Below are 5,949 nucleotides of genomic sequence, written 5' to 3'. Positions count from 1 at the left end.
CGCCGGGCACCACCGACGACGCCCGGATCCGCGCCGCCACGGCCCGCGACAAGTCCGGCGCCGGCACCGACGACGTCTCCGGCCCCCGGCGTCTCGGTGTCCGAGCCGCCGTCCCGGCCCCCGGACCACACGCCGACCACGACCTCCTCGCCCTCCTCCTCGTCCACGCCGTCCTCGTCGTCCACGTCCTCCTCCTCGTCCACGTCCTCCTCCTCGTCCACGCCGTCCACGCCGTCCACGCCGTCCACGACACCGACGGACTCCGCGGACTCGGCGCCCCCGGAAGACACCTGGAGTACCTCCTTCGCGCCCACGGCCACGGCCACGGCCACCCGCTAGCCCTCGACCCTCCGCCCGTCCAGGTGTGCCCCGGCGCACCCGACCGACCAGAAACCAACGGGGTTCATGTGACGCACATCCGACCGAGCCGGCCGAGCCGGCAGCCCGCCGGCGCGCCGGCATTCCGCCGGATACCCCGGCCCGCCCCGCTGCCGGCGGTCCACGAGGCGGCCGAGCCGGTCCTGGACGTGGCCGTGCCGGTGTACAACGAGGAGAAGGACCTGGAGCCCAACGTCCGGCGGCTGCACACGCATCTGCGGGACACCTTCCCCTATCCGTTCCGGATCACCATCGCCGACAACGCCAGCACCGACGGCACCCCCGGCATCGCCGCCCGGCTGGCCGCCGAACTGGCCGAGGTCACCTCGCTGCGGCTGCCGGAGAAGGGCCGGGGCCGGGCCCTGCGGGCGGCCTGGTCCGGTTCCCGGGCGCCCGTGCTGGCATACCTGGACGTGGACCTGTCCACCGGGCTGGCCGCGCTGCTGCCGCTGGTCGCCCCGCTGATCTCGGGCCACTCCGACCTGGCGATCGGCACCCGGCTGGCGCCGGGGTCGCGGGTGGTGCGCGGGACCAAGCGCGAGGTCATCTCCCGCTGCTACAACGTCCTGCTGCGCTGCACGCTCGCCGTGGGCTTCTCCGACGCCCAGTGCGGTTTCAAGGCGGTCCGGCGGGAGACGGCCGAACGGCTGCTGCCGCTGGTGCGGGACGGGGAGTGGTTCTTCGACACCGAGCTGCTGGTGCTCGCCGAGCGGGCGGGCCTGAGGATCCACGAGGTGCCGGTGGACTGGGTCGACGACCCGGACAGCAGCGTGGACCTGGTCGCCACCGCGCTGGCGGACCTGCGCGGGATCGTCCGGATGCGGCGCACCCTGGCCCGCCGCCCGGGGCCGGTGGTCCGGTGACCGCGACCCTGTCCGGCACCGGGACGCCGGACACCGAGGCCGCCCCGGTCTCCCGGCTGCGGACCGCCGCCCGCCGCCACGGCCCGGTCCTCGCCCTGTTCGGCACCCTGAAGCTGGCCGGTTTCTGCTCCTTCATGTACCTGCTGTCCTCCACCGGGGACTACCGCACCAAACACCCCCGGTTCGGCGGCGGCGCGCACGCCTGGGACGTGCTGGCCACCTGGGACGGCTGGTGGTACCAGCAGATCGCGCTGCACGGCTACGACCCGAAGCTCGTCCCGGTCCCGGGCGCCACCGGCCTGATCACGCTGGAGGGCAACTCGGCGGCGTTCTTCCCGCTCTACCCGGCGCTGATGCGGCTGACCTCGGCGGTCACCGGCCTCGGCTCCTACGGCGCCGGGCTGCTGGTCTCCATCGTCGCCTCCTTCGCCGCCGCCCTCGGCATCTACGCCGTCGCCGAGCGGTTCGGCGGCCGGCGGGCCGGGCTCGCGGCGGCCGGGCTGTGGGCGGTGTGGCCGGGCTCGGGCGTGGAGTGGGCGGTCTACTCCGACTCCCTGTACGTCGCCCTGGCGGCCTGGGCCTGCCACGCCGTGCTCACCCGGCGCTGGCTCACCGCCGGGGTGCTCACCTTCGCGGCCGGGTTGAACCGGCCCACCGCCGGCGCGCTGATCGCCGCGCTGTGCGTGTCCGCGCTGCTGTCCCTGCGCCGCCGGGAGGACGGGGTGCTGCGCCCGGTGCTGGCCATGGTCCTGGCCCCGCTCGGGCTCCTCGGCTATCTGCTGTGGGTCGGCGACCGGATGGGCGACCTGGGCGGCTACTTCAAGCTCCAGTCGGGCGCCTGGGCGCACAGCTTCGACTACGGCAAGCAGACCCTGGACGTGCTGACGTCCGTGCCCGTCGGCAAGTTCGACTACCTCTTCGCGTACCCGTTCACGGACGTCATCTCGGTCGGTGTCATCCTGCTGGTCTGCGCGCTGCTGCCGCTGCTGCTGCGGCTGCGCCCGCCGGCGGTGCTGGTCCTGTACACGGTGATCACGCTGGTCCTGGTCCTGGGCAGCCAGCAGATCGTCGCCAACATCTCCCGGTATCTGCTGCCCTGCTTCCCGCTGTTCGTGCCGCTCGCGGTCGCGCTGCGCCGGCTGAGCCTGCCGGTGCTGTGCACGCTGCTCGGGATCGCGGCGCTGGCCTCCGGCTCGTACGCCGGTTACGCCCTGTTCGAGCTGGCGGTGCCGTGATCCCGCCTGCCGGACAGTGCCTTGACGGCACGTACGGCTTCCTGGCACCGTCCTGTGATCATGAGGCCTGCCACCGAACACACGTACGCGCGCATCGCGCTCGTGGCACGGCGGCATGTGGACCTGTGCCGGCAGTCCAGCGCCCTGTGTCGCTGACCCGCACCCTCGCTCCCCTTCTCCTTTTCTCCTTCACCCCGCCGTGCCCCGCCCCGGGGCACGGCCGTTTCGAGGATCCCGCATGTCCGACATGTCCCGCCGTGCCTTCGGCGGTCTGCTCGGCGGCGGCGCGGTCTCCACCGTCACCGGTGCCGCGTCGCCCGCCCAGGCCGCCCCCGCCGAACGCCCCTTCCGCTCCCGCCCCTCCGCCGCTCCCGGACCCCGCCCCAACTTCCTGGTCATCCTCGGTGACGACCTGGGCTGGGCCGACCTCTCCTCGTACGGCGCACCGCACATCAAGACCCCGAACCTGGACCGGCTGGCCCGCCAGGGCGTGCGCTTCACCGACGCCTACTCCGGCTCGGCGACCTGCTCGCCGACCCGCTTCAGCCTCTACACCGGCCGCTACCCGGGCCGTACCAAGGGCGGCCTCGCCGAACCGGTGGCCGACCGGTCCCAGGGCCTCGACCCGAGCCACCCCACGCTCGCCTCCCTGCTGAAGAAGGCCGGGTACGACACGGCCCTCATCGGCAAGTGGCACTGCGGCTGGCTGCCCGACTACAGCCCCACCAAGTCCGGCTGGGACGAGTTCTTCGGCAACTTCGGCGGGGTCCTGGAGTACTTCTCCAAGCTGGGCCAGCTCGGCGACTACGACCTGTACGAGGGCGACGCCGAGTACCGCGACCTGCGCTACTACACCACCGTGCTGACCGAGCGGGCCGTCGAGTACGTCGGCCGCGCACACCGCCGGCCCTGGCTGCTCAACCTCAACTTCACCACCCCGCACTGGCCCTGGCTGGCCGAGGGCGACGCGGAGACCGGCGCCGAGATCGCCGCGCGGGTCCGGGCCGCGACGACACCGGCCCAGGCCACGGCCGCCCTGAACCACCGCGACGGGGGCTCGGTCGCCAAGTACACCGAGATGGTGCAGAGCCTGGACGCGGCCGTCGGCGAGGTGCTGGCCGCGCTGCGCCGCTCCGGGCAGGAGGAGAACACACTGGTGCTGTTCGCCAGCGACAACGGCGGTGAGCGCTGGTCGTACCAGTGGCCGCTGAGCGGGCAGAAGGCCGGTCTCCAGGAGGGCGGCATCCGGGTGCCGACCATCCTGCGCTGGCCGGCCCGGATCGACGGCCACCAGATCAGCCACGAGCCGAACTTCTCCCCCGACTGGACCGCGACCCTGCTGGAACTCGGCGGCGCCCGCCCCGACCCCGCCCATCCGCTGGACGGCACCAGCCTCGCGGGCTACCTGCTGCGCGGCGAACACCTGCCCGAGCGCGACCTGTTCTGGCGGGTCAGGGGCAACCGGGCGCTGCGCCGGGGCGACTGGAAGTACTACCAGGACTCCTCCGGCACCGACCACCTCTACGACCTGGCCGCCGACCTGCGCGAACAGGCCGACCTGGCCTCGGACCGCCCGGAACTGCTGGCCGAGCTGAAGACGGCGTGGGAGCGGACAGCGAGCGGCCTGCTGCCGTACCCGGCCCGGGGGTGACCCGGGGGCGGGGCCGGTGAGCCGCCGGGCTAGGCCAGGCTGTCCCGCCAGGCCCGGTGGAGGTCGGCGAACCGGCCCTCGCCCGCGACGAGTCGCCCCGGGGTGCCGTCCTCGACGATGCGGCCGCCCTCCATCACCAGGACCCGGTCCGCGATCTCCACGGTGGACAGCCGGTGGGCGATGACCACGGCGGTGCGGCCCCGCAGCACCGTCGCCATCGCCCGCTGCACCGCCCGCTCCCCCGGCACGTCCAGCGAACTGGTCGCCTCGTCCAGGATCAGCACCGCCGGGTCGGCGAGCAACGCCCGGGCGAAGCCGACCAGTTGGCGTTGACCGGCGGAGATGCGCCCGCCGCGCTTGCGCACGTCGGTGTCGTAGCCGTCGGGCAGCGCGCTGATGAACTCGTGCGCGCCGATCGCCTTCGCCGCCCGCTCGATCTCCTCCCGGCCGGCGTCGGGCCGGCCGAGGGCGATGTTGTCGGCGACGGTGCCGGAGAACAGGAACGCCTCCTGCGTCACCATGACCACCCCGCGCCGCAGTTCGGCCGTGGACAGCTCGCGCAGGTCCACGCCGTCCAGCAGCACCCGCCCGGCGGAGGGGTCGTAGAACCGGGCGAGCAGCTTGGCCAGGGTGGACTTGCCCGCGCCGGTGGAGCCGACGACCGCGACCGTCTGTCCGGCGGGCAGGGTGAGGTCGAAGCGGGGCAGCACCTCGCCGCCGGTGCGGTAGCCGAACCGGACCCCGTCGAACACCACCTCGCGGCCCGGGAAGTCACCCCTGGCGGGCGGGAGCCGGCGCGGCACGTCCGGTTCGGGCACGGTCGGCTCCTGGGCCAGCAGCCCGGCGATCTTCTCCAGGGACGCGGCGGCCGACTGGTAGGAGTTCAGGAACATGCCGAGCCGGTCGATCGGGTCGTACAGGCGGCGCAGATACAGCACCGCCGCCGCCAGCACGCCCAGCTCCAGCGAGCCGGAGGCCACCCGGTGGGCGCCCCACAGCACGATCGCCGCGACCGCCGTGTTGGCCACCAGCCGGGAGCCGACCACATAGCGGGCCATCTCCAGCAGCGCGTCCCCGTTCCTGCGCTCGTGCCGGGCGTTCAGGATCGCGAACTCGGCGTCGTTCGCGGTCTCCCGGCGGAAGGCACGCACCGGGCGGATGCCGTTCATCGTCTCCGTGAACTTCACGATCACCGCCGCCATCGCCGTGGACTTGGCGCCGTACACCCGCCCGGCGCGCCGCCGGTAGAGCCGGACGAGCAGGTACAGCGGCCCGAACGACGCCACCGCGACCGCGCCGAGGCCGAGGTCCAGCCAGAGCAGCAGGGCCGAGACGGAGACGAAGGACAGCATCACGGTCACCAGTTCCTGGAGCCCCTCGTCGAGGAGTTCGCGCAGCGACTCCACGTCCGTGGTGGCCCGGGAGATCAGCCGGCCCGAGGTGTACCGCTCGTGGAAGTCGATGCTCAGCGCCTGCGCGTGCCGGAAGATCCGGCCCCTGAGGTCCAGCAGCACGTCCTGGCTGACCCGCGCGGAGGCCTGGATGAACGCGAACTGCAAAGCGCCCGAGGCGAGGGCGCACAGCAGATAGCCGGCGGCGACCGCGATCAGCGGGCCGTCGCGGTCGTGCCGGAACGCCGGTACGGCGGTGTCGATGGCGTACGCCACCAGCAGCGGGCCCGCCTGCACCGCCGCCTGCTGGAGCAGCAGCAGGAGCGTGGTGAACGCGACCCGGGCCTTCATGGGCGCGAGCAGCGAGCGCAGCAGGGCGGTGGTGGCGCCGGGCGGTGCGGCACAGGCGTTCGATGTGCTCGGTGAATGCG

General features: G+C 73.5%; 5 protein-coding genes and 1 pseudogene. 4 read left to right on the top strand and 2 right to left on the bottom strand.

Annotated elements, in window-relative coordinates; all coding sequences use genetic code 11:
* Positions 1 to 290 (bottom strand): hypothetical protein (locus tag H5J33_RS20605; protein WP_220212567.1); only part of this gene is annotated, 290 nt, incomplete at its 3' end.
* A gap of 180 nt (positions 291 to 470) precedes the next feature.
* Between H5J33_RS20605 and H5J33_RS20600 the strand changes: the two are divergent.
* The 4 genes and pseudogenes from H5J33_RS20600 to H5J33_RS20590 all read left to right on the top strand — a co-directional run.
* A pseudogene (locus H5J33_RS20600) lies at positions 471 to 1,217 on the top strand (dolichyl-phosphate beta-glucosyltransferase); the annotation flags it as partial.
* Positions 1,218 to 1,237: 20 nt separating this feature from the next.
* Positions 1,238 to 2,476 carry a glycosyltransferase family 39 protein gene (locus H5J33_RS20595; RefSeq protein WP_181796400.1) on the top strand — a complete coding sequence of 413 codons (1,239 nt, stop codon included), beginning with the start codon at positions 1,238 to 1,240 and terminating at the stop codon, positions 2,474 to 2,476.
* A gap of 60 nt (positions 2,477 to 2,536) precedes the next feature.
* The gene (locus H5J33_RS38725) at positions 2,537 to 2,632 is read left to right on the top strand and encodes a putative leader peptide (RefSeq protein WP_350969273.1); all 96 of its coding nucleotides are present in this window, start codon (positions 2,537 to 2,539) and stop codon (positions 2,630 to 2,632) included.
* 82 nt (positions 2,633 to 2,714) lie between these two features.
* Positions 2,715 to 4,127 carry a sulfatase gene (locus H5J33_RS20590; RefSeq protein WP_181796399.1) on the top strand — a complete coding sequence of 471 codons (1,413 nt, stop codon included), beginning with the start codon at positions 2,715 to 2,717 and terminating at the stop codon, positions 4,125 to 4,127.
* A 29-nt stretch (positions 4,128 to 4,156) separates the two neighbouring features.
* On the opposite strand, the gene H5J33_RS20585 is transcribed toward H5J33_RS20590, so the two are convergent.
* A partial coding sequence (locus H5J33_RS20585) for an ABC transporter ATP-binding protein (protein ID WP_181796398.1) occupies positions 4,157 to 5,949 on the bottom strand: 1,793 nt, incomplete at its 5' end.

Source organism: Streptomyces sp. WELS2, from assembly GCF_013870595.1.
Classification (GTDB): Bacteria; Actinomycetota; Actinomycetes; order Streptomycetales; family Streptomycetaceae; genus Streptomyces.
Note: the sequence above shows the minus strand (reverse complement) of the source record. Positions and strands in the feature narration are given on the sequence as shown.

Excerpts from the sequence above, each read along its gene's own strand:
- H5J33_RS38725 (WP_350969273.1), top strand. The coding sequence starts at position 2,537 with ATGAGGCCTGCCACCGAACACACGTACGCGCGCATCGCGCTCGTGGCA.
- H5J33_RS20590 (WP_181796399.1), top strand. The coding sequence starts at position 2,715 with ATGTCCGACATGTCCCGCCGTGCCTTCGGCGGTCTGCTCGGCGGCGGC.